The organism is Polaromonas sp. P4_F9, assembly GCF_056401235.1.
This window is the reverse complement of sequence record NZ_JBFUJT010000013.1, coordinates 101,575-119,356: the sequence shown is the minus strand read 5'-3', so window position 1 is coordinate 119,356 and position 17,782 is coordinate 101,575. Positions and strand designations below refer to the sequence as shown.

The window sequence follows — 17,782 nt, the reverse complement described above, 5'->3', positions numbered from 1 at the left end:
TTGCATGGGGGGCGGCCCGGCGCGGTGTCCTTGGCCCCCACGCTTGTCGCTTCGCGTACTGCGCTGCCCCCACGGGGGCTTATGCTTGCTTGGGGCGGCCCGGCGCGGCGCACTGCTCACACACCATGCCGGCCAGCCGGTGCAGGGCCTGCCAGCCGTCGGCGGGCCAGTCGGGCTGTTTCAGGCCTTTGACGATGCCGTCGACCTTGTGCGCGGCATGCAGCAGGTTGGCCAGGGTGGTGTCGCCGATTTGCGGCAGCACGCGTTCGAACAGTTTTTCCTTGAGGCCCCAGACACGGTTTTCGCGCAATGCCATTGGCATGGGCCGCCCGGCGCTAATCGCGTCTTTTACGCGCTTCATGCTGCGGATGTCTTCGCTCAGGGCCCAGTGGACCAGCACTTCGGATTCGCCCTCGGACTGCAGGCCGTCAAGCATGCGCGCCACGCGCACCGCCTGGCCCCCGAGCACGGCCTCCGACAGCTTGAACACGTCATAGCGCGCCACATTGAGCACGGCGTTTTCCACTTGGTCAAAACTGAGGATGCCGTCTTCCTGGGCCGGATAGAGCAAGCCCAGCTTCTGGATCTCCTGGTGCGCGGCCAGCAGGTTGCCCTCCACCCGGTCGGCAAAAAACTGCAGGGTACGCTGGCCTTCTTCGCCCGCCGCCACGCGCTGGCCCTGCTGCTGCAGGCGCTGGGCAATCCATTGCGGCAAGTTGCGGCGATCGATCGGATCGAACTTGACCGTGACGCCAAAGCTGTCGAGCGCGCCAAACCAGGCCCCCTTGGCGGTCATGCTGTCCAGCCGGGGCAGCAGCACCAGCGTCAGTGTGGAGTCGTCGCCCTGGGCGCGCTCGGCCAGCTGCTGCAGCGCGACCGACCCGTCCTTGCCGGGTTTGCCGCTGGGGATGCGGATCTCCACGATCTGCTTGTCGGCAAACAGGCTCAGCGAGCCGCCGCTGGCCAGCACCTCGCTCCAGTCGAAATGCGCCCCGGCCACCGTGTGCACAGTGCGTTCGGTATAGCCCTGCTCCCGGGCCGCGGCGCGCAGGGCATCGGCGAACTCCTGCACCAGCAAGGGTTCGTCGCCATGCAGTGTGTAAAGGCTTTTCAGGCCGCGCTTGAGGTGCTCGGACAGTTGCGCGGGGGCCAGGTTCATGGCTGAAGTTTAGCGCCCTCCATCCCCGCGGTGAAATTTCCAGCCATGCCGCAAAACGTCAACGTCTTTTGACGTTTTGACGGGCGCACCACTTGACTGGCGAGGTCTTCTTTCTTTTCCTGATCACTGCTCGTCCAGACCCGTGTTCATGGAAGGGCTGGCCACCCCGACCCTGCGCTACTTGTATAAACTGCAGCAGGTGCAGAGCCCGCGCCGCCCCGGGGAGCCTAGCCCAATCCAACAGAGGAACAGTCAAACCCCTCGCCACCGCATTGACCTCGACATGACCAGACACATCCGGCTGATTGGTGCGCCGACCGACATTGGCGCCAGTACCCGTGGCTGCTCCATGGGCCCTGAAGCGCTGCGCGTCGCGGGACTGCAGGCCACGCTGGAGGGCCACGGCCTGACTGTCGCGGACCAGGGCAACCTGGTCGGGCCGGCCAATCCCTGGCAGCCGCCCGTTGACGGCTACCGCCACCTGGCCGAAGTGGCGGCCTGGAACCGTTCCGTGCATGAGGCGGTGTATGCCGCGCTGAGCGAGAACGAGATGCCGATTTTGCTGGGAGGCGACCACTGCCTGGCCATTGGCTCCATCAGCGCAGTGGCGCGCCACTGCCGGCAGACCGGCCACACACTGCGCGTGCTGTGGCTGGATGCCCATGCCGACTTCAACACCAACGACCTGACGCCCACCGGCAATACGCACGGCATGCCGGTGGCCGTGCTGTGCGGCCACGGGCCTGCCGAGCTGACCGGCATAGGCGGCGTGGTGCCAGCCATCCAGCCCTCAGCCGTGCGGCAAATCGGCATCCGCAGCGTGGATCAAGGCGAAAAGCATTTTGTCCGGCAGTTGGGCCTCGAAGTGTTCGACATGCGTTACATCGATGAAATGGGCATGCGCCACACCATGCAGGCGGCACTTGCCGACATGGACGACAACACCCATCTGCATGTGAGTTTTGACGTCGACTTTCTGGATGCCTCGTTCGCACCAGGCGTGGGAACCGCCGTCAAGGGCGGGCCAACCTACCGCGAGGCCCAGCTGTGCATGGAGATGATTGCCGACACCGGCCGGCTGGCGTCGCTCGATGTGATGGAGCTGAACCCGGCGCTGGACGTGCGCAACGGCACGGCCGAAGTGGCGCTGGACCTGATGGAAAGCCTGTTCGGCAAGAGCACGCTGATGCGGCGCTAGTACTGCAGCCGGCCGTGCAACCAATCCTGCAACCCGGACGTAGCGTGGCGAGCCGGGGCAGGCCCGGCAATCCCTGGAACTCCGCCTAGATTTCCGTCACGGCCGCCAGGCGGCGCATGATCTGCTGGACGATGTCGCTTTGCATGTCGCGGTAGAGCAGGTTTTCCTCCGCCTCCTTGGCCAGCACGGCGGATTCATTGAAGCTGATGTCGCGCTGCTGCAGGATTTCGGTTTCCGGTATCAGCTCCTTGCCCGCCAGCGTGCGCAGCTTGAAACGAAAGCGCATGCGCAACTGGAACTCGCGCACCTGGCCGCTGGCGTTGCGGCTGAGCACCTGCTTTTCCCGCTGGTCGCCCAGCACGTCCAGAATGACCTGTGCATCCTTGATCTGCCGGCCGTCGGTGATCACCTTGACCTTGCGGGTGGACTCCAACGACCGCCGCAATTCCACACCCAGCGGTGAGGATTCGGGAAGGCCACTGAACAGGGTCGTGAAGGCGAAATCCGGCGCCTTGCGCAGCTGAAAGCCACAGCCAGCCAGGCTCAGGGCGGCGGCGGAAGCCGTCAGGGACAGTAAAGCGCGACGCTGCATGGTTTGCCTTATCTTGGGGTTATCTTGGGGGTTGTTTCAGACAACGATGTTGACCAGCCGGCCAGGCACCACGATGACCTTTTTGGCAGGCGCGCCGGCCGCCTGCTTGAGGAAGGCGTCCGACGCCAGCGCCGCAGCCTCGATGGTGGCCTTGTCGGCCCCCGCGGGAACGGTGACGGAACCCCGCAGCTTGCCATTGACCTGCAGTACCAGTTCGATCTCGTCCTGCTGCAGCGCGCTGCTGTCCACTTCGGGCCAGGGCGCATCCAGCAGGTCGCCCTGTTGGGCCGCATAGCCCAGCTCTGACCACAGGGCGTGCGCGAGGTGCGGCGTCGCGGGATAGAGACAACGCAGCAGGATGCCGAAGCCTTCGCGCAACGCTGCCGCGGACGACGCGGAGCTCTCGCCCTTGAAATCTTCCAGCGCATTGAGCAGCTTCATGCCGCCGGAGACCACCGTGTTGTACTGCATGCGCTGGTAGTCGTAGTCCACCTGTTTGAGCACCGTGTGCACTTCCAGCCTCAGGGCCTTGGTTTCCTTGTCAAACGTGGCTTTAGCCCCATCAATACCCAAGCCACCGGCGTCGGTATCAGCATCAGCGCCTGAATGCAGGGCAGAAAGCTTGAAGCCGAAATTCCAGACGCGCCGCAAAAAGCGGTAAGAGCCTTCCACCGCCGCGTCGTTCCATTCGAGCGTGGCCTCGGGCGGTGCGGTGAACATGGTGTACAGGCGCGCAGTGTCGGCGCCGTATCGCTCGATCAGGTCCTGCGGGTCGACGCCGTTGTTCTTGGACTTGCTCATGGTGCCCACGCCTTCGTAGTTCACCAGCAGGCCGTCGCTCTTGCGCTTCGCGCCGGTCACCTTGCCCGAGGCGTCATGGATGTCTTCCACCTCGCTGGGCCAGAAATACTCGATGCCGCCTTTTTCGCCCTTGCGCGAATAAATGTGGTTCAGCACCATGCCCTGCGTCAGCAGCTTGGTGAAGGGCTCATCGACCTTCACCAGCCCCAGGTCGCGCATGACCTTGGTCCAGAAACGCGCATACAGCAGGTGCAGGATGGCATGCTCGATGCCGCCGATGTACTGGTCCATCGGCATCCAGTAGCTGGCGCCTTCGGCGACCATCTGCTGGTCGTTTTTCGGGTCGCAGTAGCGCATGTAGTACCACGACGAATCGACAAAGGTGTCCATGGTGTCGGTCTCGCGACGTGCGGGCTTGCCGCACACCGGACAGACGACACCCGCGTGAAAACCTTCGTGCTTGTGCAACGGGTTGCCCGAACCATCGGGCACGCAGTCCTGCGGCAGCACCACCGGCAGGTCTTTCTCGGGAACCGGCACGGCGCCGTGTTCATCGCAATGGATGATGGGGATGGGCGTGCCCCAGTAGCGCTGGCGGCTGACGCCCCAATCGCGCAGGCGCCAGGTGGTTTTCTTCTCGCCCAGGCCCTTGGCGGCCAGGTCGGCGGCCACGGCATCGACGCAGGCCTTCAAGCCCAGGCCGTCGTACTTGCCGGAGTTGACCGCCACGCCCTGCTGCTTGTCGCCGTACCAGTCCGCCCAGGCCTCAAGGCTATAGGCCTGGCCTTTCACATCGGTGACCTGCTTGATGGGCAGGCCGTATTTTTTGGCGAACTCGAAATCACGTTCGTCATGCGCGGGCACGCCCATCACGGCGCCGTCGCCATAGCTCATGAGCACGTAGTTCCCGACCCATACCTCAACCTGCTCGCCCGTCAGCGGGTGCGTCACAAAGAGGCCGGTGGGCTTGCCTTTTTTCTCCTGCGTGGCCAGTTCGGCCTCGGTGGTGCCGCCGGCCTTGCATTCCTCGATAAAGGCGGCGAGCTGCGGATTCAGGGCGGCGGCATGCAGCGCCAGCGGATGCTCGGGGGCGACCGCGCAAAAGGTGACGCCCATGATGGTGTCGGCGCGGGTGGTGAACACATACATCTTCCCGCCGCCGATCAGCGCGCCGGAGGCATCCCTGATGTCGTGCGTGAAGGCAAAGCGCACCCCTTCGCTCTTGCCGATCCAGTTTTCCTGCATCAGCTTGACACGCTCGGGCCAGCCCGGCAGCTGGTGCTGCACGTGGCCCAGCAGCTCTTCGGCGTAGTCGGTGATCTTCAGGTAGTAGCCAGGGATCTCGCGCTTTTCCACCGTCGCGCCGGTGCGCCAGCCCTTGCCGTCGATCACCTGCTCGTTGGCCAGCACGGTCTGGTCGACAGGGTCCCAGTTGACGACCTGGGTCTTGCGGTAGGCAATGCCTTTTTCCAGCATCTTCAAAAACAGCCACTGGTTCCACTTGTAGTAGCTCGGGTCACAGGTGGCCACCTCGCGGCTCCAGTCGATGGCCAGCCCCATCGCCTGCATCTGCTTTTTCATGTAGGCGATGTTGTCGTAGGTCCACTGCGCCGGTGGCACGCCGTTTTTCATGGCGGCGTTTTCAGCCGGCAGGCCGAACGCGTCCCAGCCCATGGGCATGAGCACGTTGTAGCCCTTCATGCGCAGGTAGCGCGTGAGCATGTCGTTGATGGTGTAGTTGCGCACATGGCCCATGTGCAGCTTGCCGCTCGGGTAGGGCAGCATGGAGCAGGCGTAGTACTTGCCCCTCGGCTTTTTGCCGCTGGCGTCTTCGGTGACGCGGTAGGCGTCCGCTGCGATCCATTGGGCTTGAGCGCTGCGCTCGACGTCGAGGTGGTTGTATTTGTCTTGCATGGGGATAGCGCCCGAAAGTTTCGCTTCCGTCGGTCGCACAATAAGTTCAGGCGGTAAAAAGGGGCCGTTAACAACAGTGAAATAAGCGGGGCAGGCCCGTCGCTCTTTTCAGATCTTCAGAAATGGTGACCTGGCCGCAATTTTACGGGCGCGCCGCGGGCTTGGGCTCGGCAACAAAACCAATGCGGCTGAGTCCGGCCTTTTGCGCCACACCCATCACCTCCACCACCCGGCCGTAGGGCACAGCCTCGTCGGCGCGCAGCTGCACCTCGGTATCGGGGTTCCGGCCCGCGGTTTGCGCCAGGTTCCGCGCCAGCTCGTCCAGTTTCACGGGCTTATCGCTCAGAAAAACCTGGCCCGATTTGTCGACCACCAGCGTGACAAACTGGGGTACATCGGTCGACTGGGCCCCCTCGGTCCGGGGCAGGTCGAGCCGGACGGTGCTGGCCAGCAAGGGCGCCGTGATGATGAAAATGACCACCAGCACCAGCATCACGTCCACCAGCGGTGTGACATTGATCTCGCTCATGGGCTGTGGGCCCTGGATGCGTTCGAGTCGGCCAAATCCCATGGTGCATGCGTTCCTGGTTTGAAGGCTCAGCCTCGATGGCCCGCCAGCAACTCCCGCAAATCGCGCGCAAACCCTTCCAGGTCGGCCTCGATGCGGCCAATGTGGCGGCCAAAGATGTTGTAGGCCAGCACGGCAGGAATCGCGACCGCCAGGCCGGCAGCCGTCATGATGAGCGCCTCGCCGACCGGCCCCGAGACCTTGTCTATCGTGATCTGGCCAGCCGACGCAATGCCGATCAGTGCATGGTAGATGCCCCAGACCGTGCCCAGCAGGCCCACAAACGGAGCGGTCGAGCCGACGGTGGCCAGCAGGACCTGGCCAAACTGCAGCTTGTGCAGGATGGCGTGCAGGGCATCGCGCAGCACACGGGTCAACTGCTGTGCCCGGTCGCCGGCAGCCCCCAGGGTGCCAATGGCTCTTAACTTCGTGGCATCAATCAAGGGCAACACCAGCGATTCACGATCAAAAGCCGCGACTTTCTGGCTGGCTTCCTCGATTGACACGGACTGCCAGAAAACCGCGGTACTGCGCGCCACGTCGCCCAGCGCGCGGTGCAGCAGCCAGGCTTTCCACAGGATCACCACCCAGCTGGCCACCGACATGGCCAGCAACAGCACCGCGACCAGCTGGCTGACGACGCCGCCCTGGGTCATGAGGCTGAAGAAATTCATACCGGCCCTTCGTGGGATATGGCCCCCACGCTTGTCACTGCGTGTACTGCGCTGCCCCCCGAGGGGGCCGCTGCGCCTGCGGTCTGGCGAAGCCAGTCCCGCGGCCCCAGCTGGAGGGTAGAGCCCCCACGTTCGCTCACTGCGTGTACTGCGCTGCCCTCCGGGGGGGCTGAACTTGCTTGGGGCGGCCCTTCGCGGCGTTCTGCGGGGATCATTTCAGGTTGAGGACGTCAAACATGTCAAAAAGACCGCTGGACTGGCCGCCCAGGAAACGGGCGGCGCGCAGGCTGCCCTGGGCATAGTTGCTTCGGCTCGACGACTTGTGGCTGATCTCTATGCGCTCTCCGGTGCCCAGGAACATCACGGTGTGGTCGCCGACGACGTCACCGCCGCGCACGGCGGAAAAACCGATGGCCAAAGGGTCGCGCTCGCCCGTGATGCCTTCGCGGGCATACACGGCGCAATCCTTCAGGTCGCGGCCCAGCGCGCCGGCAACCACTTCGCCCATCTTGAGGGCGGTGCCGGAGGGCGCATCCACCTTGTGGCGATGATGGGCCTCGATGATCTCAATGTCGTAGCCGGTAGACAGCGCCTTGGCGGCCATCTCCAGCAGTTTGAACGTGACGTTGACGCCCACGCTCATGTTGGGCGCCATGACGATGGCAATGTCTTTGGCAGCGGCGGCTATCTCGGCCTTCTGTTCTTCTGAAAAGCCGGTGGTGCCTATCACCAGCTTGACGCCGAGTTCACGGCACACCTTCAGGTGCGCAAGCGTGCCTTCGGGGCGGGTGAAGTCAATCAGCACGCCGGCGTTCTGCAATCCCTGGCGGATGTCGGCGCTGATGAGCACACCGCTGGCCCGTCCGGAAAATGCCGCTGCGTCCATGCCGATGGCGGGGCTGGCGGCCACATCGAGTGCGCCCGTCAGCTGGCAGTCGGTGCTGGCGCTCACCGCTTCAATCAGCATGTGGCCCATGCGGCCACCGGCACCCGCTACCGCGATCCTGTGATGGCGCGCGTCCGTCGTCATGCCGCCGCTCACTGTTTCGGGCTTTCGAGCGGCGGGTAGACCGTGGTCTGCGGATCCGCCGGCGGAGCGGCAACGGCAGCCCCGGACGCCGGCTTGGCGGACGAGGGTTTTTCAGCGGCCTTCAGCTGCTCTTCGCTGGCTTCCAGGGGAGGCACTTTGCCCAATTTTCGCTTGTTGTCCAGTTTGGCGATGAACTCCGCCTCGCTGGGCATGGCATCGCCGGCAAAGCTCTCGAGTTGGTCACCCTTGAAAATTACCGTGTATTTGTAGGTCTGGGAGTCAACGCCCTGCCGCTTCAGCGTGAAGACATAGTCCCAACGGTCGGCATGGAAAAGACTCGCCAGCAGGGGCGTGCCGAGCACCGCCCGGACCTGGTCGCGGCTCATGCCGGGCCGCAGCTGCTCGACCTGCTCGCTGGAGATGAAGTTGCCCTGGATCACATCTACCTTGTAGGGGGTGATCCAGTTGACCGGGTTGATCGCGCTGCTGCCGCAGGACGCCAGTACCGCGCATGCCAGGACGATGGAAGCTGTTTGGACGCCGTAACGATGATTTGCAGACATGGGATAGGGTGTAGCGATATGATTGGTCATTGTAGCGGCTGGGTACTTCCTGACTCCGGATCAGGCCGCCAGGGGCCCCGCCCCGTGTCCCCCAAAGAGATTTCCATGAGTAACATTGACGAGTTAAAAAACACCGGCCTCAAGGCCACCTTGCCTCGCCTGAAGATCCTCGAGATTTTTCAGGCCGGCAAGCAGCGCCACATGACGGCGGAAGACGTCTTCCGGGTACTGCTGGAAGACCGGTCGGACATCGGTCTGGCCACGGTGTACCGGGTGTTGACCCAGTTTGAGCAGGCGGGCCTCCTCAATCGCAGCAATTTCGAGTCGGGCAAGGCGGTCTACGAGATCAATGAAGGCCAGCACCATGACCACCTGGTGTGCCTGGATTGCGGCAAGGTTGAGGAGTTTTACGACGCCGAGATTGAAAAGCGCCAGCATGCCGTGGCCAAGGCCAAGGGGTTTGCCATCGCCGATCACTCCCTCTCGATGTACGCCAATTGCACCAAGGAAAACTGCCCCAACCGGGGAACCGCGCCCGTGCGCCATCACCACCACCATATCTGAGTTTTCAGAGAAGAAAGCGTACCGGCCCAATCGGAACGGGCGCAGCCGGCCATTAATTCAGTGGCACATCAGCCTCGAACCACCGAGAGCCAGAAAGGTGAGAAACGCCCGTGCGCAGCGCAGGGCCGCCCCAAGGAAAAATAGCCTCCGGGGAGCTGGAGCCTGCGGCTCCAAACTGCTTGAGCAGGCTTGGACAGGCGACAGAGGCGAAGCGTCCCGCGAGCCGCGGCCTGCAGGGCCTCGGGAGCTACACGCAGCGAGCGTGGGGGCTCTTCACCCCAGCAGGGGCCGCGGGACCGGCTTTGCCGGACCGCAGGCGCAGCGGCCCCCTCGGGGGGCAGCGAAGCACACGCAGTGGCGAGCGTGGGGGCTCAATCATCCTGCTCCATTGCCTTGCGGTGCCGCTCCACGAAATCCTGGTAGGTGTTGATGCCGCGCAGCTGCAAGATGGCATTGCGCACGGCGGCTTCCACCAGCACGGCGATGTTGCGGCCGGCCTCCACCTGGATGATGACCTTGCGCACGGGAATCCCCAGCACGTCTTGCGTCAGCGGCTCGTAGGGGATGCGTTCGTAGTCGCGCTCCAGGGTTTCCCGGCGCACCAGGTGGACGATCATCTTCAGGCGCATCTTGCGGCGGACGGCCGTCTCGCCAAAAATCGCCTTGATGTCCAGCAGGCCGATCCCGCGCACTTCGAGCAGGTTCTGCAGCAGCTCGGGACAACGTCCTTCAATCGTGGTCTGGTTGATGCGATACAGGTCCACCGCGTCGTCGGCCACCAGGCCATGCCCACGCGAAATCAGCTCCAGCCCCAGCTCGCTTTTGCCCAGGCCGGACTCGCCGGTGATCATGACGCCCATGCCCAGAATGTCCATGAAGACACCGTGCATGGAGGTGCGGTCGGCAAAGTGCTTGGACAGGTAGGCCCGCAGCACGTCAATCACAAAGGCGGCCGACTCCGGCGTGGCGAACATCGGCAATTGCGCGCGCTCGCACATCGACAGCAGCGTGTCGGGCGCCGTCTGGTCGTCGGCCACCACCAGCACCGGCGGCTCCAGCGTGATGATGCGGGAGATGCGGCGGGCGCAGTCGTCCGGGCTTTCGTTGGTCAGGTAAGCGACTTCGCGCTCGCCCAGGATCTGTACGCGGTACGGATGGATGTAGTTGAGGTAGCCGACCAGGTCAGCCCCGGAGCGCGCCGCGCGCACGGCCACTTCGTCAAAACGCCTTTCGGAGGCGCCCAGGCCCGCCACCCACTGCCACTTCAGGGCGGCGCGGTGGTCCTCAAACAGAACGTCAGCGCTGACAACGGTGGGCTTCATGCCGGCCTGTTACTGAAAATCAAGGTTCACACCGCCCAAATCCAGGAACCGGGTTCATGAACTGACTTCATGGACAGAGTGCCACGATGCAATCAGGTGGTGCAGCGCCGCCGCGTCCGTGCTCGTCTTGAGTTGCTCCCGCAGCGTGCTGTCACTGAGCAGTTCGGCAATTTCAGAGAGGATTTCAAGGTGTTTTTGCGTGGCGGCTTCCGGCACCAGCAGAAAAATCAGCAACCCGACGGCCTGCTCGTCGGGCGCGTCGAAACCAATGGGGGCCTGCAGCTGGAAAACCGCGGCCATCGGGGCCTTGAGGCCCTTGATGCGGCCATGGGGAATGGCCACGCCATGGCCAAGACCGGTCGAGCCCAGGCGCTCACGCGCGAACAGGCTGTCGGTGATCAGCGCACGGTTCAGGCCGTGCTGGTTTTCAAACAACAAACCGGCTTCTTCAAAAGCACGCTTTTTGCTCGTCGCTTCAACACTGACCAGCACTTGGGAGGGGGGCAAAATTTGCGAAAGACGGTTCATAACGATCTTTTAGTCGCCGAATTATGCACTTTGCAGCGGGTTTGAAGGCAGAAGGGGCATAAAAAAGCCGCTTGCGCGTGCAAGCGGCTCGTCAGAACACACTAATTTACCCAATGACACAAGGAGTGCCCGAAGGGCAGGGCCAAGTGTCAACTGCGGGCCGCTTTTCAGCGCGATCCCGCCAGAGCTAGGCTTGTCGCTTGACGGCAACGTGGTGGTGATCCTGGGTTCTGGTTTTGTAGCGCCCGACCTGACGGTCAAGCTTGTCAGTCAATTCATCAACTGCGGCGTACAGATCAGCGTGAGAGCTCTCGGCAAACAGGTCGCGGCCCTTGACATGCACATTGCACTCGGCCCGCTGGCGTCTTTCCTTTTCCTTCATGTTGTCCACTGTCAACAGGACTTTTACATCCACTACTTGGTCGAAATGCCGGGTAATCCGATCCAGCTTGCTTGTCACATAACCGCGCAGCGCGGGGGTAACTTCAAGATGGTGACCGCTGATCGTCAAGTTCATAAAGAAACTCCTTTTCCAAAGTTGGAGCTGGGTTGAAAACACCATCCGGCCAGTGACGGCAGGACGGCAGACGGGGGACAACACTCTTGGAATCACTATGCGCCCGAAGCCCTGCAATTGCAAGCCGGCATCGTAAGAACACGTGAGGCACGCCCGCCCGCGAAACCGCCCAGCGTCCAGGGCGGCCCTGGTGCCGAGCCCAGGCACCTGAAGCCGCCAACCGGGCGCAAGTCCTTGATTTTCCGGGGTTTCTGATGGGCGGCGGGGCCGTCCGGCGGTGGCGCCCCAAGCTCCCGCCGCAATCAAAGCCCGGAGGGTCAAGAAAAGGCGGATAACCGCCGGTTTTACTCAAGTTTTGGAGTCTGCGGGTCTGGCGGTTCCGCAGCCCGATCCGGCCTCGGCGGATGGCGGCGTGGCGCCATTGCAACCAGGACAAGCCCGGTGACGGGGCAAGTGGGTCGTTCGCCTGCGAATTATCATTTGCCACCGCCCGGGTGATGTAGGCTCCATGCGAGGGTGAGCCATGGGATATTCGGCAATCACGCTCGCACCGATCGGCTCAGCATGTCACTAGAATCCGTCCTCTCCGGCCTGACCGGCCCCAAAGAAGAACTCAATGCCCTGGTGTTGATGGGCGGGGGTGCGCGTACCGCGTACCAGGCTGGCGTGCTCCATGCACTGTCCACCATGCTGAGCCTTCAGGGTGACAGTTTCAACGAGCAGTTTCCCTTCAAGATACTGGTGGGCACATCGGCCGGCGCGCTCAATGCAACCTTCCTCGCCAGCCATGCCGGCGAAGGACTAAGGGCCTTTGGCCAGCTGGCCAGCTTCTGGACCACCCTGCGCTCGTCCCATGTGTACAAGCTCAGCGTGCCGACGTGGATACGCTCGAGCCGGATTGCGGCGGCCCTGTTCCTGTCGCAGCAGGTGCGTGCCCAGCACTCGCTGCTGGACAACACACCGCTGGTGGATACCCTGCACCGCTGCATTTCACTGGACCGGATTGACCAGGCACTGCAAGACCAGACGCTGCATTCGCTGGCCATCTCCGCCTCCAGCTACAGCAGCGGGGTGCACTGGACGTTTTGCCAGATGGCTCCCGGCCGGCAGATCGATTTATGGAGTCGGCCAGGCCGGCGCGCCGAATTCCAGCCCATCACCATCGAGCATCTGATGGCCTCCAGCGCCCTTCCCTTCCTGTTTCCGTCCACACCGCTGTGGGTGGATGGCCATCGCGAGTTTTTTGGGGATGGCTCGATGCGCCAGAGTTCGCCGCTGTCGCCCGCCCTGCACCTGGGTGCCGGCAAGATACTGGTGATTGGGGTCGGGCAGCCGGAGCGCGCCACCTTCGTCAGCGGCAATGGCCCGAACATCAGCGGCAGACCCACCCTGGGCGCCATTGCCGGCCACGCCATGGCCAGCGTCTTCCAGGACACGCTGCAGGCCGATGTGGAGCAGGCCCAGCGGGTGAGCAACACCATGCACCGGCTGCCACGGGAAATCGCCGCGCTGTTGCCTTACCGGCCCATCGAGGTACTGGCGATGGCCCCGTCCCAGTCGCTCGACGCACTGGCGCAGGCGCATGCCAGCGAGCTGCCCACAGGCGCATACAACGCGCTGGCGGGCCTGGGTGCACTCGGCGCCAAAGGCAGCCCGGGCGGCGCAGCCCTGGCCAGCTACCTGTTGTTCGAGCCGGGTTTTGTCAAGGCGCTGATGGCGCTGGGCGAGCAGGATGCCTATGCCCGCAAAGACGAACTGATGGCTTTTTTCGGCCTGGCGGGCGCTAGATAAATCGGTTTTGAAATGCCATAATCGCCGCTGATTCATTACGGAGAAATCCTTGGAAAGCAGCCCTAGTCGCTAGCTTTCAACGCCGCAGACTGACCTGAAGTGTCGCTGGGGGGTTGAAAGCGATAGCGCCACTCACCCCCTTTGCCCAAGGCGCACGCGCTCCTTGCGCCCGCCCTTGAACCGATAGGCAGTCAGTCATGCTCAATATTTTCACGCTCGCCAACGGGCGGCTGTTCCAGGAAGAGATCGAGTCCCTGGAAGAACTCTCCAAATTCCAGCCCATCTGGGTGGACCTGGAATCCCCCACCCTGGAAGAAAAACGCTGGATCAAGCAGTACTACGGCCTGTCCATCCCTGAAGACGCGATGGACGAGGACATTGAGGAGTCCGCCCGCTTCTATGAAGAAGACAACGGCGAGCTGCACATCCGCTCCGACTTCCTGATTGCCGACGAGGCGGAGCCGCGCACGGTGCGGGTGGCCTTCATCCTGAACCTGGTGAATGACGACCTGAAAAGCAAGGGTGTGCTGTTTTCCATCCACGACGAGGATGTGCCGGTGTTTCGGCTGCTGCGCATGCGCGCGCGGCGCGCGCCAGGGCTGATTGAAGACGCCAAGGAAGTGCTGCTCAAGCTGTTTGACGCCGATGCCGAATACTCCGCCGACACCCTGGAAGGCATTTATGTCGAGCTGGAAAAAGTCAGCACCCAGGTGCTGTCAGGCGATGTGACCGACGCCCTGGCCGGCGAAGTGCTGGGCGCCATTGCGCGCCACGAAGACTTGAACGGCCGCATCCGCCGCAACATGATGGACACGCGGCGCGCGGTCAGCTTCATGATGCGCAGCAAGATGCTCAATGCCGAGCAGTTCGAGGAGGCGCGGCAAATCCTGCGCGACATTGACTCGCTCGACTCACACACCGCCTTCCTGTTCGACAAGATCAACTTCCTGATGGATGCCACGGTCGGCTTCATCAACATCAACCAGAACAAGATCATCAAGATCTTCTCGGTCGCCAGCGTTGCACTGCTGCCGCCGACGCTGATCGCGAGCCTGTACGGCATGAACCTGAAATTCCCCGAGTTCGACCTGCTCGGTACGGCGGCCTACCCCTACGTGCTGGCGCTGATGGTCTCCAGTGCCTTGGTGCCCATGTGGTACTTCCGCAAGCGTGGCTGGTTGAAGTAGCCTGCCGGGCGGCCTCCCGGTCGCGGGCATGTAAAAAAGGTCTTGACCCAATGATGACGGCAACATATTGCTACTAATCCAATAGCGATCTGTACCTCATCTGCACCTCTGGTCTAAACCTCTATTCATGGGCCGGAAACGTAAAAGCCTTACGCCCTTTACACCTCCAGGCGCGCCGCCTCCAGCACATCGCGCGTCCTCACCGCTTCACGCCGCGCAGCCTCCGCAAAATCCTCTCCCGACGACGCATACAGGATCGCCCTGGAAGAGTTCACGATGATGGACGCGCCTGCACGCCAACCCGCCTTGACCGTTGCCACCGCATCGCCGCCCTGCGCGCCCACACCCGGAATCAGCAGCGGCAGCGTGGGCGCCACGCTGCGCACGCGCTCGATCTCCGCCGGATAGGTGGCGCCAACCACGAGACCGAGCTGGCCATTGAGGTTCCACGGCCCCTGGGCCAGGCGGGCGACGTGTTCATAGAGCAATGGCTGACCGTCGATGCTGGCCAGCCGCTGGTTCTGCAGGTCGTCACCGCCGGGATTCGAGGTGCGGCACAGCAGGAAGGCGCCTTTGCCCGGGTATTTCAGGTAGGGCTGCACCGAATCGAAACCCATGAACGGTGACAGCGTCACCGCGTCGGCGCCGTAGCGCTCGAACGCCTCCTTGGCGTACTGCTCGGCCGTGCTGCCAATGTCGCCGCGCTTGGCATCGAGGATGATGGGCACCTGAGGCGCCACGCGGCGCATGTGTTCCATCAGGCGTTCGAGCTGGCCCTCGGCCCGGTGCGCAGCAAAGTAGGCGATCTGCGGCTTGAAGGCGATCACCAGGTCGGCGGTGGCATCGACGATGGCGGCACAAAAGTCGTAGATCTTGTTGGCGTCGCCCTGGAGCCTGCCGGGGAATCTGGTGGGCTCCGGGTCCAGGCCCACGCACAGCATGGAGTTGTTCTGGCGTTCTGCGGCGCCCAGCATGTCGAGGAAGGTGGAGGGTAGGGATACCATCTCTCGATGATATCCCCCCCATCGAACCGTGCTTGCGACTTTCACCGCACACGGCTCACGTACGACCACTGACTACACAGCTTCAACAGGTTGCATAACCTTCGGCTGCTTCGCCAGATTAAAGTCCCCCGTACCGGGGACCGGCTTGATAACCTTCAAACCTAGGGCGTGGACACGCCTGTGACAGATCGGRTGTAACAGCACCCGATTGGARAGAGCATCACTCCCTCCTAGCTGCCGATAGACGATATGGTGRTCGTCCATGTTTTCMTCAGCCAWGTCGATTTCTTGYTGACAGAGAGCGCATTTACCACCTTGGTCGAACCACAGAGAGGCCCTTTGAGCGCTCCAAATGGTTTCACCCATTCGTTGCACTCGCAGTTTCTCCCCGTAGGCAATCCGGTCGGGATGAAAAGGGTTGTAATCCCCCTTTACCTTGATGTGCCGGACAATTTTCATGTCCGACAGGCGATACAGCGACAGCGGTATCCTTTCATCACCTCCGGACGAGTCTTCCTGCAATCCCGCGAATTGTTTGCGTGAACCACACTGTTTCCAGTAGTGGCCGTACACCCAACCCGCCGTCTTGCGCGGATGCGTCCGCAAGCCCCAGCGCATCAGTCTCCAATAAATCAGAGAATCCATTTTGCTGAAAGTCTGCTTTGCAACCGTGCCCTTGTGGTACTGAGCCCAACCTTTGAGGATTGGGTTCAGGCGCTTTATCAACGTTTCTACTGGAACCTTCGATAGCGACCCAGCGATTTCCTCCYTCACCTTGGCGTAAAACGCTTTCACGTTCTTGCTGCTCGGCTTGATGAGTAGTTTCCCTCCGTATTTGCGGAAGTTCCACCCTAGGAAGTCAAAACCTTGGTCAATGTGCACAATGCGCGTCTTTTCCGTGGACAGTGTCAACCCCCGCTCGCGCAAGAATTCAACAATCCAAGGTCGGACAGTGGTCTCAAGGAAGTCTTTTGAACTACCCGTCACCACGAAGTCATCTGCGTACCTTACCAAGTTCACCTTCACCTTTCCTGCCTGATTGACGCCCAGCTTTTCCCGGAGGAATTGCATGAGCCCCGTTTCCAGACCATTCAGGGTGATATTCGCTAATGCCGGCGAGATGACGCCGCCCTGCGGCGTACCGTCATCCGTGCGCTGGAGCTGACCCGCGTCAACGACTCCAGATTTCAACCACTTGCGCAGCATCACCTTGTCCATGTGGACATGGTTCAGCAACCACTCGTGGTTGATGTTGTCAAAGAACCCAGCGATGTCCGCATCCAATACCCATTGGGCCGAAGCCTTTTTGGATAAAGATACAAACAACTGAGACCGTGCATCATGGGTTGATCTGCCCTTCCGGAACCCATATGAGTTCGGATCGGACGCACATTCCACAGCCGGTTCCAGCGCAAGCAGATAAAGTGCTTGCATCGCTCTGTCCTTCATAGTCGGCATGCCCAGGGGGCGTTCCTTTCCGTTGGCCTTCGGGATATAGACCCGCCGGAGGGGGCGAGCCCGATACCCTTTAGGGTTCAGACAACTGATCGCATTCCATTTCTTTGTTGGCGTGTCCCAAAGTACGCAATCGACGCCACTCGTTCGCTTCCCTTGGTTCTCCGTTACTCGCCTGACTGCCAATGCCTTGGCTTGCCAGGATCGAGTCAGACTTCGTGTGAGTCTTGCAACTCGTCGGAAGCCCTTCTCCTGTTCTGCCTGCGCTATGCGCATCTGCGCCTTCCCGACGAACTCCATGACTAGCTTCCAATCAATCGAATGCCATTCACTTGGTCCGTCTGGAGACGCAGCATCGTTGCCGATGTGTTCCATACCTTCTCCAGTTTGGTTTGACCCATTGAAGATGGCACTGACCCAAAGGGTCAGATACCCTCTGGGTCATTGATAAAGTCGCAACGGCTTTACGCTGTCGCACCTGAGGCAAGTCTGCTCGCTTTCGCTTAGGCATGACCTATCCGATCCATTACAGACCGGCATTCGCTTTTTGCCTCTTCCTTTACCCCCTCCACCATGGCCTTTGATTGCTCGCGGGTTGCCAGCCCCTTGCGGGGCTGGCGGTGAGTGGGGCTTACCTCGTTTCCCTCTGTGCCCAGTCTGGCGGCTGCCAAACAGATGGGGTTAGGGACTCTCTATCCGCCGGAAGTCGTTCTGGGAACGACACACAGTCCATGACAGGTGTGTCCTGACTTCGTGCCTTTTGGCCGCAGCTCCTCCCATGCGGGAGAGACAAGCGTAAGCTGCCTAATGCTGACGACGGTTCAAACGAGAGTTCACATTACATTTCCCGTACCCTATACCTCGGCAACCTTCCCGCGTCTTGTTCGTGGGATTGGGACTGACTCGCGTCGGCCT

Annotated in this window: 16 protein-coding genes; 4 read left to right on the top strand and 12 right to left on the bottom strand. The window is 62.0% G+C overall.

The features are described from left to right. Nucleotides 1-79: 79 nt before the first annotated feature. On the bottom strand, nt 80-1,159 hold the full coding sequence (gene holA / locus AC1DUB_RS13475; RefSeq protein ID WP_477729910.1) for a DNA polymerase III subunit delta: 1,080 nt from the start codon (nt 1,157-1,159) through the stop codon (nt 80-82). A 283-nt stretch (nt 1,160-1,442) separates the two neighbouring features. On the opposite strand from holA, the gene rocF reads away from it, so the two are divergent. Continuing rightward, on the top strand, nt 1,443-2,357 hold the full coding sequence (gene rocF / locus AC1DUB_RS13470; protein WP_477729909.1) for an arginase: 915 nt from the start codon (nt 1,443-1,445) through the stop codon (nt 2,355-2,357). A gap of 85 nt (nt 2,358-2,442) precedes the next feature. On the opposite strand, the gene AC1DUB_RS13465 is transcribed toward rocF, so the two are convergent. The 6 genes from AC1DUB_RS13465 to AC1DUB_RS13440 all read right to left on the bottom strand — a co-directional run bounded on the left by AC1DUB_RS13465 (nt 2,443) and on the right by AC1DUB_RS13440 (nt 8,499). Beyond that, entirely contained in the window at nt 2,443-2,949 is a 507-nt protein-coding gene (locus AC1DUB_RS13465) for an LPS-assembly lipoprotein LptE (protein WP_477729908.1), read from the bottom strand. A 36-nt stretch (nt 2,950-2,985) separates the two neighbouring features. Then, a complete protein-coding gene (gene leuS / locus AC1DUB_RS13460; RefSeq protein WP_477729907.1) occupies nt 2,986-5,664 on the bottom strand; it encodes a leucine--tRNA ligase in 2,679 nt (892 codons plus the stop codon). A 142-nt stretch (nt 5,665-5,806) separates the two neighbouring features. Continuing rightward, nucleotides 5,807-6,235 carry an ExbD/TolR family protein gene (locus AC1DUB_RS13455; protein WP_477729906.1) on the bottom strand — a complete coding sequence of 143 codons (429 nt, stop codon included), beginning with the start codon at nt 6,233-6,235 and terminating at the stop codon, nt 5,807-5,809. Between the two features lie 26 nt (nt 6,236-6,261). Further along, on the bottom strand, nt 6,262-6,906 hold the full coding sequence (locus AC1DUB_RS13450) for a MotA/TolQ/ExbB proton channel family protein (protein ID WP_305635100.1): 645 nt from the start codon (nt 6,904-6,906) through the stop codon (nt 6,262-6,264). Between the two features lie 211 nt (nt 6,907-7,117). Further along, nucleotides 7,118-7,936 (bottom strand): 4-hydroxy-tetrahydrodipicolinate reductase, encoded by an 819-nt coding sequence (gene dapB / locus AC1DUB_RS13445; RefSeq protein WP_477729905.1) that lies wholly within the window; start codon nt 7,934-7,936, stop codon nt 7,118-7,120. 8 nt (nt 7,937-7,944) lie between these two features. Continuing rightward, nucleotides 7,945-8,499 (bottom strand): outer membrane protein assembly factor BamE, encoded by a 555-nt coding sequence (locus AC1DUB_RS13440; protein WP_477729904.1) that lies wholly within the window; start codon nt 8,497-8,499, stop codon nt 7,945-7,947. Between the two features lie 105 nt (nt 8,500-8,604). On the opposite strand from AC1DUB_RS13440, the gene fur reads away from it, so the two are divergent. Next, nucleotides 8,605-9,063 carry a ferric iron uptake transcriptional regulator gene (gene fur, locus AC1DUB_RS13435; RefSeq protein ID WP_477729903.1) on the top strand — a complete coding sequence of 153 codons (459 nt, stop codon included), beginning with the start codon at nt 8,605-8,607 and terminating at the stop codon, nt 9,061-9,063. 371 nt (nt 9,064-9,434) lie between these two features. Here the strand turns inward: fur and hprK are convergent, their stop codons facing one another. From hprK to hpf, 3 genes are all read right to left on the bottom strand, one after another. Further along, a complete protein-coding gene (gene hprK, locus AC1DUB_RS13430; protein WP_477716357.1) occupies nt 9,435-10,385 on the bottom strand; it encodes an HPr(Ser) kinase/phosphatase in 951 nt (316 codons plus the stop codon). Nucleotides 10,386-10,439: 54 nt separating this feature from the next. Then, a complete protein-coding gene (gene ptsN, locus AC1DUB_RS13425; RefSeq protein WP_477716358.1) occupies nt 10,440-10,913 on the bottom strand; it encodes a PTS IIA-like nitrogen regulatory protein PtsN in 474 nt (157 codons plus the stop codon). Nucleotides 10,914-11,100: 187 nt separating this feature from the next. Then, nucleotides 11,101-11,430 carry a ribosome hibernation-promoting factor, HPF/YfiA family gene (hpf, locus tag AC1DUB_RS13420; protein ID WP_477716359.1) on the bottom strand — a complete coding sequence of 110 codons (330 nt, stop codon included), beginning with the start codon at nt 11,428-11,430 and terminating at the stop codon, nt 11,101-11,103. Nucleotides 11,431-11,994: 564 nt separating this feature from the next. Here hpf and AC1DUB_RS13415 point away from each other — a divergent pair. Both AC1DUB_RS13415 and AC1DUB_RS13410 read left to right on the top strand, forming a co-directional pair. Further along, the gene (locus AC1DUB_RS13415) at nt 11,995-13,221 is read left to right on the top strand and encodes a patatin-like phospholipase family protein (protein ID WP_477729902.1); all 1,227 of its coding nucleotides are present in this window, start codon (nt 11,995-11,997) and stop codon (nt 13,219-13,221) included. A 197-nt stretch (nt 13,222-13,418) separates the two neighbouring features. Further along, entirely contained in the window at nt 13,419-14,408 is a 990-nt protein-coding gene (locus AC1DUB_RS13410; protein ID WP_477716361.1) for a magnesium and cobalt transport protein CorA, read from the top strand. A gap of 158 nt (nt 14,409-14,566) precedes the next feature. Here the strand turns inward: AC1DUB_RS13410 and pyrF are convergent, their stop codons facing one another. Next, nucleotides 14,567-15,412, bottom strand: coding sequence for an orotidine-5'-phosphate decarboxylase (pyrF, locus tag AC1DUB_RS13405; protein ID WP_477729901.1), 846 nt, complete (start codon nt 15,410-15,412; stop codon nt 14,567-14,569). A gap of 72 nt (nt 15,413-15,484) precedes the next feature. Beyond that, nucleotides 15,485-17,242, bottom strand: coding sequence for a group II intron reverse transcriptase/maturase (gene ltrA, locus AC1DUB_RS13400; RefSeq protein WP_477729900.1), 1,758 nt, complete (start codon nt 17,240-17,242; stop codon nt 15,485-15,487). Nucleotides 17,243-17,782 lie beyond the last annotated feature (540 nt).

Bases quoted from the DNA above. Each gene is read 5' to 3' on its own strand.
- holA (WP_477729910.1), bottom strand. From the start codon at position 1,159: ATGAACCTGGCCCCCGCGCAACTGTCCGAGCACCTCAAGCGCGGCCTG.
- rocF (WP_477729909.1), top strand. From the start codon at position 1,443: ATGACCAGACACATCCGGCTGATTGGTGCGCCGACCGACATTGGCGCC.
- AC1DUB_RS13465 (WP_477729908.1), bottom strand. From the start codon at position 2,949: ATGCAGCGTCGCGCTTTACTGTCCCTGACGGCTTCCGCCGCCGCCCTG.
- leuS (WP_477729907.1), bottom strand. From the start codon at position 5,664: ATGCAAGACAAATACAACCACCTCGACGTCGAGCGCAGCGCTCAAGCC.
- AC1DUB_RS13455 (WP_477729906.1), bottom strand. From the start codon at position 6,235: ATGGGATTTGGCCGACTCGAACGCATCCAGGGCCCACAGCCCATGAGC.
- AC1DUB_RS13450 (WP_305635100.1), bottom strand. From the start codon at position 6,906: ATGAATTTCTTCAGCCTCATGACCCAGGGCGGCGTCGTCAGCCAGCTG.
- dapB (WP_477729905.1), bottom strand. From the start codon at position 7,936: ATGACGACGGACGCGCGCCATCACAGGATCGCGGTAGCGGGTGCCGGT.
- AC1DUB_RS13440 (WP_477729904.1), bottom strand. From the start codon at position 8,499: ATGTCTGCAAATCATCGTTACGGCGTCCAAACAGCTTCCATCGTCCTG.
- fur (WP_477729903.1), top strand. From the start codon at position 8,605: ATGAGTAACATTGACGAGTTAAAAAACACCGGCCTCAAGGCCACCTTG.
- hprK (WP_477716357.1), bottom strand. From the start codon at position 10,385: ATGAAGCCCACCGTTGTCAGCGCTGACGTTCTGTTTGAGGACCACCGC.
- ptsN (WP_477716358.1), bottom strand. From the start codon at position 10,913: ATGAACCGTCTTTCGCAAATTTTGCCCCCCTCCCAAGTGCTGGTCAGT.
- hpf (WP_477716359.1), bottom strand. From the start codon at position 11,430: ATGAACTTGACGATCAGCGGTCACCATCTTGAAGTTACCCCCGCGCTG.
- AC1DUB_RS13415 (WP_477729902.1), top strand. From the start codon at position 11,995: ATGTCACTAGAATCCGTCCTCTCCGGCCTGACCGGCCCCAAAGAAGAA.
- AC1DUB_RS13410 (WP_477716361.1), top strand. From the start codon at position 13,419: ATGCTCAATATTTTCACGCTCGCCAACGGGCGGCTGTTCCAGGAAGAG.
- pyrF (WP_477729901.1), bottom strand. From the start codon at position 15,412: ATGGTATCCCTACCCTCCACCTTCCTCGACATGCTGGGCGCCGCAGAA.